Source organism: Pseudomonas sp. GL_091 (assembly GCF_057837725.1).
Window position 1 is genome coordinate 2,066,586 of record NZ_CM174451.1, and the last position, 19,660, is coordinate 2,086,245.

The 19,660-nt window shown below is 60.2% G+C and carries 16 protein-coding genes; 10 read left to right on the forward strand and 6 right to left on the reverse strand.

The window, feature by feature from the left end; genetic code table 11:
• The first annotated feature begins 12 nt into the window (after window positions 1–12).
• The 5 genes from AC3ITY_RS09505 to topA all read left to right on the forward strand — a co-directional run bounded on the left by AC3ITY_RS09505 (window position 13) and on the right by topA (window position 7,505).
• Window positions 13–450 carry a hypothetical protein gene (locus tag AC3ITY_RS09505; RefSeq protein ID WP_347907686.1) on the forward strand — a complete coding sequence of 146 codons (438 nt, stop codon included), beginning with the start codon at window positions 13–15 and terminating at the stop codon, window positions 448–450.
• A gap of 624 nt (window positions 451–1,074) precedes the next feature.
• A complete protein-coding gene (gene fadB / locus AC3ITY_RS09510) occupies window positions 1,075–3,222 on the forward strand; it encodes a fatty acid oxidation complex subunit alpha FadB (RefSeq protein ID WP_489308614.1) in 2,148 nt (715 codons plus the stop codon).
• A gap of 29 nt (window positions 3,223–3,251) precedes the next feature.
• A complete protein-coding gene (gene fadA / locus AC3ITY_RS09515; RefSeq protein ID WP_008023006.1) occupies window positions 3,252–4,427 on the forward strand; it encodes an acetyl-CoA C-acyltransferase FadA in 1,176 nt (391 codons plus the stop codon).
• A gap of 99 nt (window positions 4,428–4,526) precedes the next feature.
• Complete coding sequence (locus AC3ITY_RS09520; protein WP_053160735.1) at window positions 4,527–4,763, forward strand: DUF1653 domain-containing protein; 237 nt, start codon at window positions 4,527–4,529, stop codon at window positions 4,761–4,763.
• Window positions 4,764–4,877: 114 nt separating this feature from the next.
• Window positions 4,878–7,505 carry a type I DNA topoisomerase gene (gene topA, locus AC3ITY_RS09525; RefSeq protein WP_489308617.1) on the forward strand — a complete coding sequence of 876 codons (2,628 nt, stop codon included), beginning with the start codon at window positions 4,878–4,880 and terminating at the stop codon, window positions 7,503–7,505.
• Here the strand turns inward: topA and AC3ITY_RS09530 are convergent.
• The gene (locus AC3ITY_RS09530) at window positions 7,451–7,774 is read right to left on the reverse strand and encodes a hypothetical protein (RefSeq protein WP_489308619.1); all 324 of its coding nucleotides are present in this window, start codon (window positions 7,772–7,774) and stop codon (window positions 7,451–7,453) included. The two genes, topA and AC3ITY_RS09530, sit on opposite strands and share 55 nt — an antisense overlap.
• A 46-nt stretch (window positions 7,775–7,820) precedes the next feature.
• On the opposite strand from AC3ITY_RS09530, the gene AC3ITY_RS09535 reads away from it, so the two are divergent.
• Complete coding sequence (locus AC3ITY_RS09535) at window positions 7,821–8,345, forward strand: DUF6586 family protein (protein ID WP_489308621.1); 525 nt, start codon at window positions 7,821–7,823, stop codon at window positions 8,343–8,345.
• Window positions 8,346–8,439: 94 nt separating this feature from the next.
• Complete coding sequence (locus tag AC3ITY_RS09540) at window positions 8,440–8,673, forward strand: hypothetical protein (RefSeq protein ID WP_489308623.1); 234 nt, start codon at window positions 8,440–8,442, stop codon at window positions 8,671–8,673.
• Between the two features lie 93 nt (window positions 8,674–8,766).
• Here the strand turns inward: AC3ITY_RS09540 and sulA are convergent, their stop codons facing one another.
• Together sulA and lexA are read right to left on the reverse strand one after the other, a co-directional pair.
• Window positions 8,767–9,243 (reverse strand): SOS-induced cell division inhibitor SulA, encoded by a 477-nt coding sequence (gene sulA / locus AC3ITY_RS09545; protein ID WP_489308625.1) that lies wholly within the window; start codon window positions 9,241–9,243, stop codon window positions 8,767–8,769.
• Between the two features lie 10 nt (window positions 9,244–9,253).
• Window positions 9,254–9,862, reverse strand: a complete 609-nt coding sequence (lexA, locus tag AC3ITY_RS09550) for a transcriptional repressor LexA (RefSeq protein ID WP_489308627.1) — start codon at window positions 9,860–9,862, stop codon at window positions 9,254–9,256.
• Window positions 9,863–10,091: 229 nt separating this feature from the next.
• Here lexA and AC3ITY_RS09555 point away from each other — a divergent pair, with 229 nt between their 5' ends.
• The 3 genes from AC3ITY_RS09555 (at window position 10,092) to AC3ITY_RS09565 (ending at window position 12,718) form a co-directional block, all read left to right on the forward strand.
• Window positions 10,092–10,799 (forward strand): TetR/AcrR family transcriptional regulator, encoded by a 708-nt coding sequence (locus AC3ITY_RS09555; protein ID WP_150724705.1) that lies wholly within the window; start codon window positions 10,092–10,094, stop codon window positions 10,797–10,799.
• Window positions 10,800–10,957: 158 nt separating this feature from the next.
• Window positions 10,958–11,968: a beta-N-acetylhexosaminidase gene (gene nagZ / locus AC3ITY_RS09560; RefSeq protein WP_489308630.1), complete on the forward strand. Its 1,011-nt coding sequence runs from the start codon at window positions 10,958–10,960 to the stop codon at window positions 11,966–11,968.
• Window positions 11,969–11,980: 12 nt separating this feature from the next.
• Entirely contained in the window at window positions 11,981–12,718 is a 738-nt protein-coding gene (locus AC3ITY_RS09565) for an S-methyl-5'-thioinosine phosphorylase (RefSeq protein WP_214381989.1), read from the forward strand.
• Window positions 12,719–12,888: 170 nt separating this feature from the next.
• On the opposite strand, the gene AC3ITY_RS09570 is transcribed toward AC3ITY_RS09565, so the two are convergent.
• Genes AC3ITY_RS09570 through mfd form a run of 3 tightly spaced genes read right to left on the reverse strand, consistent with a single transcriptional unit; the run spans window position 12,889 to window position 19,627 of the window.
• Entirely contained in the window at window positions 12,889–15,582 is a 2,694-nt protein-coding gene (locus tag AC3ITY_RS09570; RefSeq protein WP_489308633.1) for an SNF2-related protein, read from the reverse strand.
• 6 nt (window positions 15,583–15,588) lie between these two features.
• Entirely contained in the window at window positions 15,589–16,167 is a 579-nt protein-coding gene (locus tag AC3ITY_RS09575) for a CsiV family protein (RefSeq protein ID WP_489308635.1), read from the reverse strand.
• A gap of 10 nt (window positions 16,168–16,177) precedes the next feature.
• Window positions 16,178–19,627 (reverse strand): transcription-repair coupling factor, encoded by a 3,450-nt coding sequence (gene mfd / locus AC3ITY_RS09580; protein WP_489308637.1) that lies wholly within the window; start codon window positions 19,625–19,627, stop codon window positions 16,178–16,180.
• Window positions 19,628–19,660: the final 33 nt, after the last annotated feature.

Sequence of the window (19,660 nt, forward strand, 5' to 3'; positions counted from 1 at the left end):
GGGAGTACAGATATGACGGTCTGGATAGTGGTGTCAATCCTGCTGGTGGTGCTGAGTCCGCTGGCATGGTTGCGACCGTCGCGAGTTCAGAGCGGGCGCATAGCCTTGCGGATGGAGGCCCGGCGCATTGGCCTGGCCATGCAATTGGCACCTCAGGAATGGCCGCACTGGCTCAGCCAGGAGCCGCCGAGCCCCTGCGCCCAGTACCATCGCCCGCGGCGTGGCAGTCAGCCGGCGTGCTGGAGTTACTGGCAAAAATCACCGGGTGTCTGGGTCAATCAATGGCAGGAAATCTGTGAAGATCGGTCGCTGCTCGATCATTTCGAGAAATTGCCAGGCAATGTCTTCAAGGTCGAGGCTGACAAGCAAATAATCGCCTTGTATTGGGGCGAGAAGGGCGAGGCCGAGGTGTTGCAACAGATCGATGCCACGCTTAAAGCCCTCGCCTGAAACCCGATCCCTTGTAGGAGCAGCCGGTCGACGCTCGATTGCTCGCGATAAACCTGAGGGCTCCGCGGGGTGTCAGGCTAACAGCGTCATCGTTGACGTTCATCGCGAGCAAGCTCGCTCCTACAGGAATCATCAGGCAATAAAAAGCCCGACAAAATCATCGGGCGGGGTTGGCCAGGCAGGCCGGTAAAACGGTGTGGGCTGATCTTACGCTGGGCATTCGCCAAAGCGTTCAACTTTTTCCCTCGGTTCCGCCAGCGTAGCTTGTTAAACACGGGCTGCAGCGGATTAGGGCGACTTTTCTAACAATTGATTCTATGAATGACCTTGCATGCTTCGGCGTGTTTAAGGTCTTCGCAGTACGGAAATGACCGGAAAGTCGCGTTTCAACCCGTTTTTCAGGCGATTGACAATTGTCGGAAATTCCGTGAAGGTGACGTACCCAAATCAAACGGGCGTATGAATTGAGCGTTTGTATTTCAGAACGCTCCTACAGAATCCCGACTATCGCGTTGGCGGGTGTGCCGGGGGAATGGGCGTAGCATTGACGATCAACGTCCCTGCCAAGCCATTCGCCTGCGTCCGACGTGTACTGTTCAGCTTCCATATCGTGGAGATCAGTTGATGATTTACGAAGGTAAAGCCATCACGGTTAAGGCTCTTGAAAGTGGCATCGTCGAACTCAAGTTCGACCTCAAGGGTGAGTCCGTCAACAAGTTCAACCGTCTAACCCTGAACGAACTGCGTCAGGCCGTAGACACCATCAAGGCAGATGCTTCGATCAAGGGCGTGATCGTCAGCAGTGGCAAGGACGTGTTCATCGTCGGCGCCGACATCACCGAATTTGTCGACAACTTCAAGCTGCCGGATGCAGAACTTGTTGCTGGCAACCTCGAAGCCAACAAGATTTTCAGCGATTTCGAAGACCTCAACGTCCCGACCGTAGCCGCGATCAACGGCATCGCGTTGGGTGGCGGTCTGGAAATGTGCCTGGCGGCGGACTACCGCGTCATGTCCACCAATGCCAAGATCGGTCTGCCGGAAGTCAAGCTGGGCATCTACCCGGGCTTCGGCGGTACTGTGCGCCTGCCGCGCCTGATCGGTGCCGACAACGCCATCGAGTGGATTGCCGCCGGCAAGGAAAACCGTCCTGAAGATGCGCTGAAAGTCGGCGCCGTCGACGCAGTGGTTGCTCCTGAGCAGCTGCAGGAAGCCGCGCTGGAACTGATCAAACGCGCCATTTCCGGCGAGTTCGACTACAAGGCCAAGCGCCAGCCGAAGCTGGAAAAGCTCAAGCTGAACGCCATCGAACAAATGATGGCTTTCGAAACCGCCAAAGGTTTCGTGGCCGGCCAGGCTGGCCCGAACTACCCGGCGCCGGTTGAAGCGATCAAGACCATCCAGAAAGCTGCGAACTTCGGTCGCGACAAGGCGCTGGAAATCGAAGCTGCCGGTTTCGTCAAGCTGGCCAAGACCTCTGCTGCGCAGAGCTTGATCGGCTTGTTCCTGAACGATCAGGAACTGAAGAAAAAGGCCAAGGCCTACGACGAAATCGCCAAGGACGTGAAGCAGGCCGCCGTACTGGGCGCCGGCATCATGGGTGGCGGTATCGCCTATCAGTCGGCTTCCAAAGGTACGCCGATCCTGATGAAGGACATCAACGAACACGGTATCGAGCAGGGTCTGGCCGAAGCCGCCAAACTGCTGGTTGGCCGCGTTGATAAAGGTCGCATGACCGCCGCGAAAATGGCTGAAGTACTCAACGGCATCCGTCCAACCCTGTCCTACGGCGACTTCGGTCACGTGGACCTGGTGGTGGAAGCTGTCGTCGAGAACCCGAAGGTCAAACAAGCGGTACTGGCTGAAGTTGAAGACCAGGTCAAGGAGGACACCATCCTGGCGTCCAACACCTCGACCATTTCCATCACCTTGCTGGCCAAAGCCCTCAAGCGTCCGGAAAACTTCGTCGGCATGCACTTCTTCAACCCGGTGCACATGATGCCGCTGGTGGAAGTGATCCGTGGCGAGAAGTCCAGCGAGCTGGCCGTTGCCACCACCGTTGCCTACGCCAAGAAAATGGGCAAGAACCCGATCGTCGTCAACGACTGCCCGGGCTTCCTGGTCAACCGCGTCCTGTTCCCGTACTTCGGCGGTTTCGCCAAGCTGGTCAGCGCCGGTGTGGACTTCGTCCGTATCGACAAGATCATGGAAAAATTCGGCTGGCCGATGGGCCCGGCGTACCTGATGGACGTGGTCGGCATCGACACCGGTCACCACGGTCGTGACGTGATGGCTGAAGGCTTCCCGGACCGCATGAAGGACGACCGTCGCTCGGCCGTCGACGTGCTCTACGAAGCCAAGCGCCTGGGCCAGAAGAACGGTAAGGGCTTCTACGCCTACGAGACCGACAAGCGCGGCAAGCAGAAGAAAGTGGCCGATCCTTCGGTGCTGGAAGTGCTCAAGCCGATCGTTTACGAGCAGCGCGAAGTCACCGACGAAGACATCATCAACTGGATGATGATCCCGCTGTGCCTGGAAACCGTGCGTTGCCTGGAAGACGGCATCGTCGAAACCGCTGCCGAAGCCGACATGGGTCTGGTCTACGGTATTGGTTTCCCTCCATTCCGTGGCGGTGCGCTGCGTTACATCGACTCGCTCGGTGTGGCAGAGTTCGTTGCCCTGGCTGACCAGTACGCTGATTTGGGCGCGCTGTACCACCCGACCGCGAAGCTGCGCGAAATGGCCAAGAACGGCCAGAGCTTCTTCGGTTAAGCGCCCCCAACTAGAGTGAGAGTGAACTTATGAGCTTGAATCCTAGAGACGTCGTGATTGTCGACTTCGGTCGTACTCCGATGGGCCGCTCCAAGGGCGGCATGCACCGCAACACCCGCGCCGAAGACATGTCGGCGCACCTGATCAGCAAACTGCTGGAACGTAACGTCAAGGTCGACCCGAACGAAGTCGAAGACGTGATCTGGGGCTGTGTGAACCAGACCCTGGAGCAGGGCTGGAACATCGCGCGCATGGCGTCGTTGATGACCCAGATCCCGCACACTTCGGCCGGCCAGACCGTCAGCCGCCTGTGTGGCTCGTCCATGAGCGCTCTGCACACTGCTGCGCAAGCGATCATGACCGGCAACGGTGACGTTTTCGTGGTTGGTGGCGTCGAGCATATGGGCCATGTGAGCATGATGCACGGTGTCGATCCGAACCCGCACATGTCGCTGTACGCGGCGAAAGCCTCGGGCATGATGGGCCTGACCGCGGAAATGCTGGGCAAGATGCACGGCATCACTCGCGAGCAACAGGACGCTTTCGGCGTGCGCTCCCACCAACTCGCCCACAAGGCGACCGTGGAAGGCAAGTTCAAAGACGAAATCATCCCGATGCAGGGCTACGACGAGAACGGTTTCCTGAAAACCTTCGACTACGACGAAACCATTCGTCCGGAAACCACCCTGGAAAGCCTGGCGGCTCTGAAGCCGGCGTTCAATCCGAAGGGCGGCACCGTGACAGCGGGTACCTCGTCGCAGATCACCGATGGTGCCTCGTGCATGATCGTGATGTCGGCGCAGCGCGCACAGGACCTGGGCATCCAGCCTCTGGCGGTGATTCGTTCGATGGCAGTGGCAGGTGTGGATCCGGCAATCATGGGCTATGGTCCAGTACCGGCCACACAAAAAGCACTGAAGCGCGCGGGTCTGGGTATCTCCGACATCGACTTCTTCGAGCTCAACGAAGCTTTCGCCGCACAGGCCCTGCCAGTGCTGAAAGATCTGAAAGTACTCGACAAGATGAACGAGAAGGTTAACCTGCACGGCGGCGCGATCGCCCTGGGCCACCCGTTTGGTTGCTCCGGTGCGCGTATCTCCGGCACTTTGCTCAATGTGATGAAGCAGAATGGCGGTACCTTCGGGGTAGCCACCATGTGCATTGGTCTCGGCCAAGGCATCTCCACCGTCTTCGAACGCGTTTAAGCGTCTCGTTGATGGAAGCCGGGGCCAAGTGCCCCGGTTTTTGTTTTTCCGGATTTATTTTTGTTTTTATTTTGAAAAAATTTCAGTGAGGGCCAAAGCATGCCGATACAACCCGGGCTCTACCAACATTACAAAGGTCCGCAGTACCGCGTTTTCAGTATTGCGCGGCATTCGGAAACCGAAGAAGAAGTGGTCTTCTATCAAGCCCTGTATGGCGATTACGGCTTTTGGGTGCGCCCCTTGAGCATGTTCCTGGAGTCCGTCGAGGTTGACGGCGAACAGGTGCCACGCTTTGCTTTGGTGCAGGCCGAAGAAAGCCTTTTTACCAAGCCATAAGCTGAGTTCGCGCAAAACCCTGCGCTTGACCTCACCTTGTTGCCACTATATATAGCGGTGCCGCGTCAGGCGCCAATCGCCTTTCACTTCTCGAATTCAGGAATTTTCTGATCCATGGGCAAATCGCTGGTCATTGTGGAATCCCCGGCTAAGGCCAAGACCATCAACAAGTATTTGGGCAACGAATACGTGGTGAAGTCGAGTATCGGCCATATCCGAGACCTGCCCACCAGCGGTTCGGCTAGCGCCAGCAAAGAGCCAGCCGCCAAGCGCGGCAAGGCTGCTGCGGGTGAAGTGCCGGCACTGTCGCCGAAAGAAAAAGCGCGCAAGCAGTTGGTTGCGCGCATGGGTGTCGATCCGGATCACGGCTGGAAAGCCAAGTACGAGATCCTCCCGGGCAAGGAAAAAGTCATCGAAGAGCTGCGCCGGCTCGCCAAGGATGCTGACACCATCTATCTCGCAACCGACTTGGACCGCGAGGGGGAAGCCATTGCCTGGCACCTGCGCGAAGCCATCGGTGGTGATGACACCCGCTACAAGCGCGTGGTGTTCAACGAAATTACCAAGAAGGCGATTCAGGAAGCCTTCTCGAAGCCCGGCGAGCTGGATATCGACCGCGTCAACGCCCAGCAGGCGCGTCGCTTCCTCGACCGCGTCGTGGGCTACATGGTTTCGCCGCTGCTGTGGGCCAAGATCGCTCGTGGCTTGTCCGCCGGTCGCGTGCAATCGGTTGCCGTGAAGCTGGTGGTCGAGCGTGAACGTGAAATCCGCGCGTTCATCCCGGAAGAATACTGGGAAGTCCACGCGGACCTCGGTACCGCCAAAGGCGCGACCGTGCGTTTCGACGTGGCCCGCGAGAAAGGCGAAGCCTTCAAGCCGCTCAATGAAACCCAGGCCATGGCTGCGCTGGAGAAGCTCAAGGCTTCCAGCTACAGCATCGTCAAGCGCGAAGACAAGCCGACCAGCAGCAAGCCGTCGGCACCGTTCATCACCTCCACCCTGCAACAGGCCGCGAGTAACCGCCTGGGCTTCGGTGTGAAGAAAACAATGATGATGGCCCAGCGTTTGTACGAAGCCGGCTACATCACCTACATGCGTACCGACTCCACCAACCTCTCGGTTGATGCCGTGGCGATGGCGCGTACCTATATTGAAGGCGAGTTCGGCAAGAAGTACCTGCCGGAAACCCCGAACGTCTACAGCAGCAAGGAAGGCGCACAAGAGGCTCACGAAGCGATTCGTCCGTCCGACGCCAATACCGAGCCAAGCAAGCTGTCGGGCATGGAGCGTGACGCTGAGCGCCTCTACGAGCTCATCTGGCGCCAGTTCCTCGCTTGCCAGATGCTGCCGGCGCAATACCTGTCGACTACCGTCACTGTGGGCGCCGGCGATTTCGAGCTGCGCGCCAAGGGCCGCATCCTGAAGTTCGACGGTTACACCCGCGTCATGCCGCAAATCGCCAAGCCAGGCGACGACGATGTGCTGCCGGACATGGCCCAGGGCGACGCGATGAAGCTGATCAAGCTTGATCCGACCCAGCACTTCACCAAGCCGCCGGCGCGTTACTCGGAAGCCAGCCTGGTAAAAGAAATGGAAAAACGCGGCATCGGTCGTCCTTCGACCTACGCGGCGATCATTTCGACCATCCAGGACCGCGGCTACGTGGCGCTGCACAACCGTCGTTTCTACTCGGAAAAGATGGGTGACATCGTCACCGAGCGACTGGCCGAGAGCTTCTCGAACCTGATGGACTACGGCTTCACCGCCGGCATGGAAGAGCATCTCGATGACGTGGCCCAGGGCGAACGTGACTGGAAAAACGTGCTCGACGAGTTCTACGGCGACTTCAAGAAGAAACTCGAAGTAGCCGAAAGCCCGGAACACGGCATGCGGGCCAATCAGCCCGTCATGACTGACATTCCGTGCACCACCTGCGGCCGGCCGATGCAGATCCGTACCGCGTCGACCGGTGTGTTCCTCGGCTGCTCGGGCTACAGTCTGCCGCCGAAAGAGCGCTGCAAGGCCACCGTCAACCTGGTGCCGGGCGACGAAATCGCTGCGGACGACGAGGGTGAATCGGAGTCGCTGGTGTTGCGTGGCAAGCATCGCTGCCCGATCTGCAGCACGGCGATGGATGCCTACCTGCTCGATGAAAAGCGCAAGCTGCACATCTGCGGTAACAACCCGGATTGCGATGGCTACGAAATCGAAGAGGGCACTTATCGCATCAAGGGCTATGAAGGTCCGAGCCTGGAATGCGACAAGTGTGGCAGTGAGATGCAGCTTAAGACCGGCCGTTTCGGCAAGTTCTTCGGTTGCACCAATGCCACCTGCAAGAACACCCGCAAACTGCTCAAGAGCGGTGATGCGGCACCGCCGAAGATGGATCCGGTGAAGATGCCTGAGCTGAAGTGCGAAAAGGTCAACGACACCTACATTCTGCGCGACGGTGCATCCGGTCTGTTCCTGGCGGCCAGCCAGTTCCCGAAAAACCGCGAGACCCGTGCTCCGCTGGTGATGGAAATCGTTCCGCACAAGGATGAGATCGATCCGAAGTATCACTTCCTCTGCGAAGCGCCGAAGAAAGATCCGGATGGCCTCCCGACTGTGATTCGTTACAGTCGCAAGACCAAGGAGCAGTACGTGCAGACCGAAGTCGACGGTAAGCCGACTGGCTGGAAGGCCTTCTACGACGGCGGCAAGTGGAAAGTCGAAGACAAGCGACCAGCTGCGAAGGCGTAAAGCGTCGCGGTACTGAAAAGGCCGCATGACAACCCTTTGGGGTTTTCATGCGGCCTTTTTGTTTTTGCTGCTTTTTCTGTAGGAGCGAGCTTGCTCGCGAAAAACTCAAAGGCGACGCGTTTTTCCAGGATGTACGCGTCATCGTTGAGGTTCTTCGCGAGCAAGCTCGCTCCTACAGTATTGGCATTGGCATTGGCATTGGCATTGGCATTGGCATTGGCATTGGCATCGGCAGAGGACTTGCGGTTTGCCAGGCTGATCCACGACACTGTCCAACCTGCATGAAGCAATTATTTCGTTGTGGAGGCTGCCGTCATGGCCCACGAACTGTATACCCGCACCAATCAGAAGATTTATTTCGCCGGCTTGTCGCTCGAAGCACTGGCCCGCACTGAAGAGGGGCGGGCGATGAACTCGCTGGCGCTGATCCAGGCCGGACGCGAATCCGCGCTGTTTCACCTGTACGGCGCGCTGTTGGGTCTGTGTCACGAAATCGCCGGTTTCTATCGCTTGCCTCAGGCCAATGCGCCCCGTGCAGAGTTGTTGCTGACTCGCGAGGTGCTGGAAACCATCGCCATTCCGGAAATGGCTGAGCTGGTCGAGTTGGCCAATAACCCGGAGACCTGGCTGGCCAAGCTGTTGGCCGCCCATGCTGCGCTGTTTCAACCGCCGCGCGCGCCCCACAAGCCGAAAGGGGACGTGACCCAACCACTGATTCAGGCTGTCAATCTGGATGAAGAGGAGTCGCCGCAGGAACTGAGTCGTGAGGAGTTGGAGAGCTGGCGCCAGAATCTGAAGGGGTTGGCGATCCGCTTTCGCGAAGGCCTGAACGAGTGCTGACAGAAACAGTTTTGGGATGACATCTGGTCAAGATCCCAAGCGAAGCCCGCGCGATGCCTATATAATCCCCGCCTTTCGTGGAGAACAGTCCTTTATGCCAACGTCCTTTCTAGAAATTGTCGAGTTGCCAGACGGCCGTATCGAGCTGCGCAGGGCTGAGGACGAGGGTTCTCTGGTTACTTTGGATTTCTCCGAGGACGCCAAGGCATTTCTGCAAGGGCAGCACGTGGAAGTCGCCAAGGCGATGTTGAGCGTCGGTGTACAGATGGCCGGTCGCTTGGCTGAAGGCGAGTTCGACAAGGAAGAGGGGTCGCGGGTGCTTCATTGATCCCCGTCTGTCGTTTTTCTTGATATCGCTACTCATCGGCTTCTCTGTCCCTGGAGAAGCCTCACGCGGTGAAGCACGCGTCTTGTCTGCCGGTTAACCCAGTCGAATATTCAGGCTCTGAGCGTCCCCGGTGCGGGCGGCGCTGATCAGTTGTTGCCGCGATTGGGGGCTCAACGGGTTGATCCAGCTGACCACTGTATGGCTGCGACCCAGGCGCAGGGCTTCGCAGGTCAGTTGCTGGGCGCTCTGGGTACCCCGCGGTTGCAGCAGCAGAATGCGCTCGCGGTTGAGGCCGGCATCGCGCAACCAGGCTTGAGTCAGGCTGGCGGGCGGCGCGATCAGTGTCAGCCAGCGTGCGTCCTGGTCCTGGCTCAATTCCCTGAGGATCGGTGCCAGAAGGCTCAGGCAGTTCCCGGCTGCACCACGCAGTGACAGCTCGCTGAAAGCGTCAGGTTCGGCGCTCCAGGGGGACTCGACTACGTCTTTCAGGATCGGCGCCAATGGCTGTGCCATGAACGCTTCGAACAACGGCAGTTGGGTTTGCTGTGGTGATGGCTGTGGGAACTGCATGGAGCCTCCTTTAGCGGCGAATGACGCCGACACTCAAGCCTTCGATCACCAGTTCCTGGTCTTGAAGGTTCACTTCAATGGGGGCGAAATCGGGGTTCTCGGCGATCAGCCAGACTTTGCTGCCGTCACGCTTGAAGCGCTTGACGGTCACTTCGTCGCCGATTCGCGCCACCACGATCTGGCCGTTACGGGCTTCGCGGGTGGTGTGGACCGCCAGCAGGTCGCCGTCGAAAATGCCGATATCCTTCATGCTCATCCCATGGACGCGCAGCAGGTAGTCAGCGCGCGGATGGAAGAAGGCAGGATTGATGTTGCAGGACTCTTCGATGTGTTGCTGCGCAAGAATCGGGGCGCCGGCTGCGACCCGGCCAATGATCGGCAGGGTGGAATCGTCGGCCTTGGCTTCGAAGCCAGGAATGCGGATGCCACGGGAGGCGCCAGGCGTCATCTCGATTGCACCCTTGCGGGCCAGTGCCTTGAGGTGTTCTTCCGCCGCATTGGGTGACTTGAAACCCAGTTCCTGAGCGATTTCCGCACGGGTGGGTGGATACCCGTTGTCTTCCAGGCAGCGTTTGATGAAGGCCAGAATCTCTGCTTGTCGTGGCGTCAGCTTTAGCATATTGATCGCTCTGTTTTTTTATACAGTGACTGGGATTATATACAGTGAGGCGGTCTTGGCAATGCTCCATTTTTCAGTCGCCGCCGGACGGTCAATCAGTCAGTGGATTGAAGCTTCGCCGTTGTGTGGTTAAATGTCTGACCGACCATTCCCGAAACGAACTGCCAGACTTGACAATGCACAGGCTGAAACGTATGTTTCAAACAAGTGTTTGTCAGGCGGAGTAGCCATGGCCCAGTCGGAAACCGTTGAACGCATTCTTGATGCTGCCGAGCAGTTGTTCGCGGAAAAAGGTTTCGCCGAAACCTCGTTGCGCCTGATCACCAGCAAGGCCGGTGTCAACCTGGCGGCGGTGAACTATCACTTCGGTTCGAAGAAGGCGTTAATCCAAGCGGTTTTCTCGCGGTTCCTCGGGCCGTTCTGCATCAGTCTCGATAAAGAGCTGGAGCGGCGTCAGGCCAAGCCCGACATCAAGCCTACTCTCGAAGAGTTGCTGGAGATCCTCGTCGAACAGGCACTGGTGGTGCAGCCGCGCAGCGGCAACGACCTGTCTATCTTCATGCGTTTGCTGGGGCTGGCTTTCAGTCAGAGCCAGGGGCACTTGCGTCGTTATCTGGAAGACATGTACGGCAAGGTGTTTCGCCGCTACATGATGCTGGTCAACGAAGCGGCGCCACGTATTCCGCCCATCGAACTGTTCTGGCGCGTGCACTTCATGCTGGGTGCGGCGGCGTTCAGCATGTCCGGTATCAAGGCCTTGCGGGCGATCGCCGAAACCGATTTCGGCGTGAACACCTCTATCGAGCAGGTCATGCGCCTGATGGTGCCATTCCTGGCTGCCGGCATGCGTGCCGAATCCGGTGTGACGGATGCGGCCATGGCCACGGCCCAGTTGCGTCCACGCAGTAAATCGACACCGGTTGCCGCCAAGGTTTAACCGCACACGGGTGGGCGCGGCAGCTGACATCCGCTAAGCTAGCCGCCCATGCCGACTCTCGTTCTGAACCCGTTTCCCATTGATATCGCCGACCTGCCGGGCACAGCGCCTGGCGGCGAATCCGTGTGGGCCGGGTTATCTGTTATCAAGGAATTTTTATGACTGCTGGCTTGCAAGGCTCGTTGATGGTGGACGTCGCCGGTACCTGGCTGACGGCTGAAGATCGCCAATTGTTGCGCCAGCCCGAAGTGGGTGGCCTGATCATCTTTGCCCGCAACATCGAGCATCCGCGTCAAGTGCGCGAGCTGAGTGCGGCCATTCGCGCCATTCGTCCCGATCTGCTGCTGGCGGTGGATCAAGAGGGCGGCCGCGTGCAGCGCCTGCGCCAGGGTTTCGTGCGATTGCCCGCGATGCGCGCCATTGCCGACAACCCGAACGCCGAATACTTGGCCGAGCAATGTGGCTGGATCATGGCGACCGAAGTGTTGGCCGTTGGCCTGGACTTGAGCTTCGCTCCGGTGCTGGACCTGGATTACCAGCGCAGCGCCGTAGTTGGCACCCGTTCGTTCGAAGGTGATCCCGAGCGCGCTGCCTTGCTCGCGGGTGCATTCATCCGCGGCATGAACAGCGCCGGGATGGCCGCCACCGGCAAGCATTTCCCTGGCCATGGCTGGGCCGAAGCTGACTCCCACGTCGCGATCCCCAACGACGAACGCAGCCTCGACGAGATCCGCGCCAACGACCTGGTGCCGTTTGCCAAACTGAGCAAGCAACTGGCCGCCGTCATGCCGGCCCACGTTATTTATCCACAAGTCGATTCGCAGCCCGCCGGTTTCTCCCGCCGCTGGTTGCAGGACATCCTGCGCGGCGAGTTGCAGTTCGACGGGGTGATTTTCAGCGATGACCTGTCCATGGCGGGCGCTCACGTGGTCGGTGATGCCGCCAGTCGTATCGAAGCGGCGCTGACTGCCGGTTGCGACATGGGCCTGGTGTGCAACGACCGCGCTGCCGCCGAACTGGCCCTGAGCGCTGCGCAACGCCTGAAGGTCAAGCCGTCCGAGCGCATTGCGCGGATGCGCGGCCAGTCGTTTGCCAACGTCGAATACCGTCAAGACCCGCGCTGGCTGGCCGCTGTCGGCGCGCTCAAAGAAGCTCAATTGATTGATTAAGGACTGTTCGTTATGACGGTTTACGCGATTATCGGTGGCACTGGCCTGACTCAACTCGAAGGCCTGAGCATTCGTCAATCATTGGCGGTGGACACGCCTTATGGCGCACCTTCGGCCGACGTGCAGATCGGCGAGTATGCCGGCAAGGAAGTGCTGTTCCTCGCACGTCACGGTCATCCGCATCGTTTTCCGCCGCATCAGGTCAACTACCGCGCCAACCTCTGGGCGCTGAAGCAGGCCGGTGCCGAAGCCATTCTGGCGGTCAACGCCGTGGGCGGCATCCATGCTGCCATGGGCACCGGGCATTTCTGCGTGCCACATCAGTTGATCGACTACACCAGCGGTCGTGAGCACACCTACTTTGCCGATGACCTGGAGCAGGTCACCCATATCGACTTCAGCTACCCCTACAGCGAACCGTTGCGCCAGCAACTGATTGCGGCATTGGCAGCGGAAGGTGTGGGCTACAGCAGTCATGGCGTGTATGCCTGCACTCAAGGGCCGCGCCTGGAGACGGTGGCTGAAATCGCCCGGCTGGAGCGCGATGGCTGCGACATCGTCGGCATGACCGGTATGCCGGAAGCGGCCCTGGCCCGTGAACTGGAACTGGATTACGCCTGTCTGGCGCTGGTGGTGAACCCGGCGGCGGGCAAGTCGACGGCGGTGATCACCATGGCCGAGATCGAGCAGGCGTTGCATGACGGCATGGGCAAGGTGAAATCGACGCTGGCGCGGGTGCTCAAGGGCTGAGTCAGGCGCTATACCGAGTCGCTCCCTTCGCGAGCAAGTCGGATCGCCGCACCGTCGCTCCCACAGTGTCCGCGTCGAACACAACTTTTGCGGACACCACTGAACCTGTGGGAGCGGCGGTGCGGCGATCCGGCTTGCCCGCGAAGAGGCCGGATCAAACGCCGCAAATCTCAGCGTTTTTCGAGGTTTTCCGGCAGCGGCGCAAACAGCGCCTCAATATCATCGTTCTGCAGTTTCCAGTCCCCGGCCTTGCGCCCATCCAGCACGCCGGCCGCGAGGTCGGATTTTTCCTTTTGCAGGTGCTGAATCTTTTCTTCCACCGTGCCGCGCGCAATCAACTTATAGACGAACACCGGCTTCTCCTGGCCGATGCGATACGCCCGGTCGGTCGCCTGGTTTTCCGTCGCAGGGTTCCACCACGGGTCGTAATGAATCACCGTGTCCGCTTCGGTCAGGTTCAGGCCAACGCCACCGGCCTTCAGGCTGATCAGAAAAATCTGACGCTTGCCGCTCTGGAATTCCTTCACCGGTGTGCGGCGGTCGCGGGTCTGGCCGGTCAGCAGGGCGTAGGCCACGCCGCGTTTGTTCAGTTCGTCTTCGATCAGCGACAGCATCGAGGTGAACTGCGAGAACAGCAGGATCCGCCGACCTTCCTCGAACAATTCCTCGAGCATTTCCATCAGGCTGTCGAGCTTGCCCGACGTGCTGCCACGGCTTGGCAGGGTCGCCTCGTTGACCAGGCGCAAATCGCAGCACACCTGACGCAGCTTGAGCAGTGCTTCGAGAATGATGATCTGGCTGCGGGCCACGCCTTTACGGGTGATCTCGTCGCGGACTTTCTTGTCCATGGCCAGGCGCATGGTTTCGTACACGTCGCGTTGGGCCTCGTTGAGTTCGACCCAGTGGATGATCTCGGTTTTCGGCGGCAACTCGGTGGCCACCTGTTCCTTGGTGCGGCGCAGCAGGAAAGGTTTGATCCGGCCGTTGAGGTGCTGAAGCCTGACCTCGCTGGTGCGTTTTTCAATCGGCACGCGGTAATCGCGGTTGAAGCTTTTGACGTCGCCCAGCCAGCCGGGCAAGAGGAAATGAAACAGCGACCACAGTTCGCCCAGATGGTTTTCCAGTGGCGTGCCGCTCAGGCACAGGCGCTGCCGGGCATTCAGTTCGCGGGCGGCCTGGGCGGCCTTGCTGGTCGGGTTCTTGATGTATTGCGCTTCATCCAGCACCAGTATGTGCAAGGGCTGCGCCGCCAGGCGTTCGACATCCTTGGGCAGCAACGCATAGGTGGTCAGGATCAGGTCGTAATCGGCCAACTTGTCGAAGTGCTTTTTGCGGCTGGCACCGTATAGCGCCAGTACCTTGAGCTGCGGCGTAAAGTGCGCCGCTTCGTCGAGCCAGTTGGGGATCAGGCTGGTCGGCATTACGACCATGCACGGCCGATCGAGGCGGCCGGCGATTTTCTCGCTCAGCACGTGCGCCAGTGTCTGCAGGGTTTTGCCCAGGCCCATGTCGTCCGCGAGAATTCCACCCACTTCCAGTTGCCGCAGCGATTGCATCCAGCTCAAGCCTTCAAGCTGATACGGACGCAGCGTCGCATTCAGGCCGTCCGGGGCGGTAGCCGTGTGGTCCTTGATGTCACGCAGGCGCTGGGCAAAGGTGCGGATCTGTTCGCCACCCTCCCAGAGCAGTGGCATGTCTTCCAGCGGGTTCAGGCGCGTAGCATCGGCCTTGCTCAGGCGCAGCGTGGTGTCGCCGGGCTCCTGCAGGTAGAACTCGCCGAGGGTGGCCAGCACCGGCTTCAGGCGGCCGAAGGGCAGGGCGACTTGCAACGGGCCGTACTCGGAGTTCGGGCGGTTGGGGATGTTGACCAGGATCAGCTCGTCGTCGCGTCGTCGGGCCAGGCGTTCCGGGTTGAGTATTTCGGTGTGCGAGCGCATCAGGTTGAGCAGGATCGGCAACAGGCTCAGGCGTTCGCCATTGACGATGATCCCCAGTTCCAGGTCGAACCAGTCGCGCTCCGGTGCCTGTTCGACCGTGGCGTACCAGTCGTCTACCGCGGTCAGGTCGAAACCGAACTCCTCGTCGATCTGCAGTTCCCAGCCCTGGGTGCGCAGCTTCGGCAGTTCATTGAGGGTAAAGGTCAGCCAGGCGCTGTCATTGACCATCTCGAACAGCTCGCCGGCACTTTCCGGCAAGGCCTTGCTTTGCCGGGTGGCGACTTTGAAGCCGAGGATTCGCAGTTGCTCGCGGTAGGACTGTTCCACTTCCGGGTGGCGTTTTATTCGCAGCGTCTGGGTTTCCTGGCGAATCAGGATATCGGTGTTTTTCTGCCCGCAAACGTACTCGTCCAGGTAGCTGAAAGACAACGCCGCGCGATGCTGGATGTAACGCTGCATTCGACCGTTGCGCGGTTCGAACGCGCTGAACTCGATGCTGGCCAGCCACAGGCGCGGTACCGGTTGCACATTGTCCATCAGCACTTGCGGCGGGGCTTTCGGGCTGCGGTTTTCCAGGACTGCCTGGAGTTTTTCCAGGAGTTCGGCGTCTTTGGCGGCAGCGGGGTAGTCGAGGGTTTCCTGCACTTGCAGGAGCACCGCTGCGCAATGTTTGCAGTTGTTGTGGACCGGGCACGAACACGTGGCGTCGACCATCAGCAGCGTGCCTTTGGCTGACTCGCGCAGGCGAATGGTCTGACGGTAAACGTTACTGCCAGAGCCTTCGCAAGCGGCGATGATCGTGGCGTCGCCGGCCTCGACGATCCTGACACGATTCTCCAGCGCGTAACGGCGGCCGCGCTCCAGGCTCTGTTCCTTGAATCGGCTGACCCAGGACGGTGCCAGGGGTTTGCTCAGGATCGCGGACATTGGGAATCAGTCCGGAATTTCTTCGGGAGCTGCTCGGGGTGCGGGGGCAGTCAGCGAGGTGATCTTGATCAGCAGGCCGAGGTGGCCGTTGTCGAGGAAGTTCAACTGACCGTTCTTGGTGTGGCTTTCCTGTTTCAAGCGCTCGCTGGCGGTCACCATGCCATTGGCATCGATCTGATTGACCCAGAAATCGGCGTCGACGTCGGTAAAGCGTCCCAGCGTCATGTTCAATGTGCCCTCGATCGGGAACTGACCATACTGTTCCTTGCCGTCGCTGATTGCCACTTTGCTGGCAGTTTCGCCGAGGGTCTGTTGCCAGGCCTTGTGCAGCAACACCGTGTAGTCGGCGCTGCTGGTGAGTTTTTCCACCTCGCCATTCAGGCTTGGCGTGCGCAGGCTGTCGGGGCTGACGGGTTGGGCGCCAGCCGCCCAGTCTTCCGGCGCGGCGCGGCTGACAATCGCCGGCACGGCGTTTTGACGGACCAGAATCATTTCGACCTGATACAGGTCATCGGCAAATGCCGTGGGTGCGACCAGTGCTGGCATCAGCAGGGTCAGCAAGGTCAGTGAGCGAAACAGGCGCATGCGGCGTCCTTCAAGCAGTTTTCGGAACGAGGCGCTCGAACAGCGCCTCTACAGTATTAAAGCGCTCTTCCGGGCGCTCCATCGGAACCATGAACTTGAACATCGTGGCGCCTTCGAATTTGTAGCGTTTTGGCTGGCTCTGGATCAGTTTGATCAGGGTCAGCGGGTCGACCGGCGTCTGTGCCGCGAACTCGACGCGACCGCCTTGGGGGCCGCCATCGACTTTCTTGATGCCCAGTTGCTCGGCCTGCAATTTCAATGCAGTGATGCGGATCAGGTTCTTGGTCGGTTCCGGCAACAGGCCGAAACGATCGATCATCTCCACCTGCAAATCCTTGAGGCCGTCCTCGTCGGTGGCCGAGGCAATGCGTTTGTAGAGAATCAGGCGGGCATGGACATCCGGCAGGTAGTCTTCCGGAATCAACGCCGGCACGCGCAAGTTGACTTCCGGCCCGCCGCCGAGCGGTTGATCGAGGTTCGGCTGCTCGCCCTTGCGGATCGACTTCACTGCGCGCTCGAGCATTTCCATGTACAGCGTGAAGCCGACGGCCTGGATCTGCCCGCTCTGACCGTCACCGAGCAGTTCGCCGGCGCCACGGATCTCCAGGTCGTTGGTGGCGAGCACGAAGCCCGCGCCGAGGTCCTGGGTGTTGGCAATTGCTTCCAGACGCTTTTCCGCGTCCGGGGTGATTTGCTGGCGCGGCGGCGTCAGGAGGTAGGCGTACGCCTGGTGGTGGCTGCGTCCGACCCGGCCGCGCAACTGGTGCAACTGTGCCAGGCCGAACTTGTCGGCACGCTCGATGATGATGGTGTTGGCGCTCGGTACGTCGATGCCGGTCTCGATGATGGTCGAGGCGATCAGCACGTTGAAGCGCTTGTGATAGAAATCGCTCATCACCTGTTCGAGATCGCGTTCGCGCATCTGCCCGTGACCGATGCCGATCCGTGCTTCCGGCACCAGTTCGGCGAGGTCGGCGGCGCATTTCTCGATGGTCTTCACGTCGTTGTGCAGGTAATAGACCTGACCGCCACGCAGCAACTCACGCAGCAGGGCCTCTTTGACCGTGCTCTTGTTCTGTTCCATGACGAAGGTGCGGACCGACAGGCGACGGGCCGGCGGCGTGGCGATGATCGACAGGTCGCGCATGCCCGACACCGCCATGTTCAGCGTGCGCGGAATCGGCGTGGCGGTCAGGGTCAGGATGTCGACTTCGCTGCGCAGGGCCTTGAGCTGTTCTTTCTGGCGCACGCCGAAACGGTGTTCTTCGTCGATGATCACAAGGCCAAGGTTTTTGATCTTCACATCGTCCTGCAGCAACTTGTGCGTGCCGATGACGATGTCGATCTTGCCTTCGGCCAGGTCCGCGACCGCCGCATTCACTTCCTTGGTCGACTTGAAGCGGCTCATCACTTCCACGGTCACCGGCCAGTCGGCGAAGCGGTCGCGGAAGCTGTTGTAGTGCTGCTGGGCGAGCAGGGTGGTCGGCACCAGAATCGCCACCTGGCGACCGCCGTGCACGGCAATGAACGCGGCGCGCATCGCCACTTCGGTCTTGCCGAAGCCGACGTCGCCGCACACCAGGCGGTCCATCGGCTTGGGCGCGAGCATGTCTTCGCGCACCGCTTCGATGGTGGTTTGCTGGTCCGGGGTTTCTTCGAACGGGAAACCGGCGCTGAAGGTGGCGTAGTCGGCTTTCGGATCGGCGAAAGCGTAGCCTTCGCGGGCGGCGCGACGCGCATAGATGTCGAGCAACTCGGCGGCGACGTCGCGCACCTGTTCGGCGGCTTTGCGCTTGGCTTTCTGCCAGGTCTCGGAACCGAGGCGGTGCAGCGGGGCCAGGGCATCGTCGCTGCCGGTGTAGCGGGCGATCAGGTGCAGGTTGGCCACCGGCACATAAAGCTTGGCGCCTTCGGCGTATTCCAGGGCGAGGAATTCAGCGGCCTGGCTGTCGATTTCCAGGGTCGCCAGGCCCAGGTAGCGGCCGACGCCGTGGTCGATGTGCACCACCGGCGCACCCTCGCGCAGCTCGGTGAGGTTCTTGATCACGGCATCGTTGTTGGCATCGGCGCGCTTTTCACGGCGACGGCGCTGCATCACGCGCTGGCCGAACAACGGGCTTTCCGCGACGAGGGCCAGGGCCGGGTCGTCAAGCAGCAAGCCTTCGTCGAGCGGAGCGATGGTGATCGCCAGGCGTTCCTTGCCGGCGACAAAGTCCGGCCAGCTGTCGACGGTTTTCGGTCGCAGCTTCAGACGTTCCAGCAGTTCCAGCAACACTTCGCGGCGGCCTGCCGATTCGGCGGTAAACAACACGCGACCGGGGAACTGGTCGAGGAATTCGGCCAGTGCCGCCATCGGCTGAGTGGCCTTGGCTTCGATGGCCAGGTTCGGCAGCTCCCGAGCGGGGAAGCGCTCGCGACCGCTACCGCTTTCCACGTCCTGTTGACTGGCCACCACACGCGGCCAGTTCTTCAGGCGCGCGAAGCAGTCTTCCACCGGCAGGAACAGTTCGGCGGGCGGTAATAGAGGGCGGGACGGGTCGACGCGGCGTTCTTCATAGCGATTGCGCACGTCGTTCCAGAAGTTTTCTGCGGCCTGTTCGATGCCCGGCAGGGAAAACACTTGCGTGTCCTGGGGCAAGTAATCGAACAGCGTCGAGGTCTCTTCGAAGAACAGCGGCAGGTAGTACTCGATGCCGGCTGGAGTAATCCCGCTGCTCAAGTCCTGGAAGATCGGGCAGCGGCGGAAGTCGACGTCAAAACGCTCGCGGAAGCGCGCCTTGAAACGGGTGACCGCTTCTTTCTGCAGCGGGAATTCCCTGGCCGGCAACAGCTTGACCGAGTCGACTTTGTCGATCGAGCGCTGGTTCTCCGGGTCGAAGGTGCGCAGGGTTTCGATTTCGTCGTCGAACAGATCGATGCGATACGGCAGCTTGCTGCCCATCGGGAACAGATCGATCAGCGAACCGCGTACGGTGAACTCGCCGTGTTCATACACCGTATCGACGTAGCGATAGCCCGTGGCTTCAAGCCGGGTGCGCATTTGCTCGACGTCGAGCTTCTGGCCGATATCCAGCACCAGGCTGCTGCCGAGCAGGAATTTGGTCGGCGCGAGGCGATGCAGGGCGGTCGTGATCGGCACCACCAGCACGCCATGGCTCAGCTCCGGCAGCCGGTACAGGCTGGCGATGCGCTGGGAAATGATGTCCTGGTGCGGCGAGAACAGGTCGTAGGGCAGGGTTTCCCAGTCGGGAAAGTGCAATACGGGCAAATCCGGGGCGAAGAAACCCAGCTCCTGTTCCAGCCGTTCGGCACTTTGGCTGTCGGCGGTCAGCAGCAGGGTAAAGCGCTTGGCAGCGCTGGCGGCCTCGGCGATGGCCAGGCTCAGGGCGGCACCGGGCAGGTTGCCCCAGTGCTGTTTACCTGCCGCGGCAGGGAGAAGCGGTAGACGCAGAACGGGCACGGAAGGTTGAGCTCCAAGCGTTGCGACAAAGTC